Origin of the sequence: Thioalkalivibrio sp. ALR17-21 (genome assembly GCF_000420185.1) — a bacterium.
GTDB lineage: Bacteria > Pseudomonadota > Gammaproteobacteria > Ectothiorhodospirales > Ectothiorhodospiraceae > Thioalkalivibrio > Thioalkalivibrio halophilus.
Genome location: NZ_ATUL01000063.1, coordinates 1 through 1224 on the forward strand (window position 1 = coordinate 1; position 1224 = coordinate 1224).

1 protein-coding gene is annotated in these 1224 nt (G+C 64.8%); it reads left to right on the top strand.

Going from position 1 to position 1224, the window contains the following annotated elements; all coding sequences use genetic code 11:
- The first annotated feature begins 213 nt into the window (after positions 1-213).
- A complete protein-coding gene (locus tag G020_RS0114560; RefSeq protein ID WP_024330102.1) occupies positions 214-1206 on the top strand; it encodes an IS110 family transposase in 993 nt (330 codons plus the stop codon).
- The last annotated feature ends 18 nt before the right edge of the window (positions 1207-1224 follow it).

Here is a 1224-nt window from a genome sequence, read left to right on the forward strand (position 1 = left end):
GCCGGATCGGCCAGAGGCTGGCCTCCTTGTGTGTCGTCGCAGAGGGAGCGCTACCATCTGTGGCACCGGGCTCGGGGTAACCCGTTGGCCTCCTGAGGTCTTGAACCTGCTCCGTAGATCGGTCCCCGCGCCCTTCTCATCTCGAAGTTTGAACGGTATCCAAGCCCCCCGTGAAGGACGGGTGAGGCTGTACGGACAAGGCGAGAGGACGAGATGGCTCATATCGGCATTGATGTCAGCAAGAACAAGCTCGACTGCATGTGGGTTCGGGATCTGGAGGCGGGCAAGGTCAAGCCCAAGGTGTTTCCGAACCGTCGAGATCAGTACCCGGAACTGCTGCACTGGCTCGAACGCAACACCGGCGAGCCACCCGAGGCCCTGCACGTGTACCTGGAAGCGACCGGCATCTATCACGAGCCGCTGGCGTACTGGCTGCATGAGCACGGCGTGCGGGTGCATTTGCTGAACCCGGCCCAGGTGCGTTTCCACGCCCAGGGCATGGGGGTGCGCAACAAGACGGATCGCAAGGACAGTATGATGCTGGCGCGCTACGGCATCGAACGCGCGCCTGCGCCGTGGCAGCCGGAACCCCCGGAGGTGCGGGAACTGAAGCGTCTTCTGGGGCGACTGGAAGCGCTGGAGCAGGATATCCGGCGCGAGGAGAACCGGCTGGAGAAGGCGCAGTTCAATGAGGACGCGCTGGCCCAGGAGTCGATCGGCAACGTGCTGGAGGCCCTGCGCGAGGAGCATCGTCGGCTGCAGCAGCAGATCGATGACCACTTCAACGCGCACGACCACCTCAAGCGGGACCGGGCCTTGCTGGAGAGCATCCCCGGTATCGGCCGGGTGTTGTCGGCCTCGATGACCGCGACGTTGCGCAGCCGTGCGTTTCGGAGTGCCCGTCAGGCGGCGGCGTTCCACGGGCTGGTGCCGGTCCAGCAGGAGTCGGGCACCTCGATCCAGCGGCAACCGCGGCTGGCGAAGACGGGGTCAAGCGGTCTGCGACGCAAGCTCTACATGGCAGCGATCGCCGCCGCGCATCACAACGCCGACGTTCGGGATCAATACCAGCGCCTGTTGCGGCGCGGGAAGGCGAAGATGGCCGCGATCGGCGCCGCAATGCGGAAGTTGCTCCACATCGCCTTCGGTGTGCTGAAGTCGCAGCAGCCGTACCAACCTCGCTGTAGCACCGGTTGCAACCAGTAAGCGAGACACGGTATCTAC

Excerpts from the sequence above, each read along its gene's own strand:
- G020_RS0114560 (WP_024330102.1), top strand. The coding sequence starts at position 214 with ATGGCTCATATCGGCATTGATGTCAGCAAGAACAAGCTCGACTGCATG.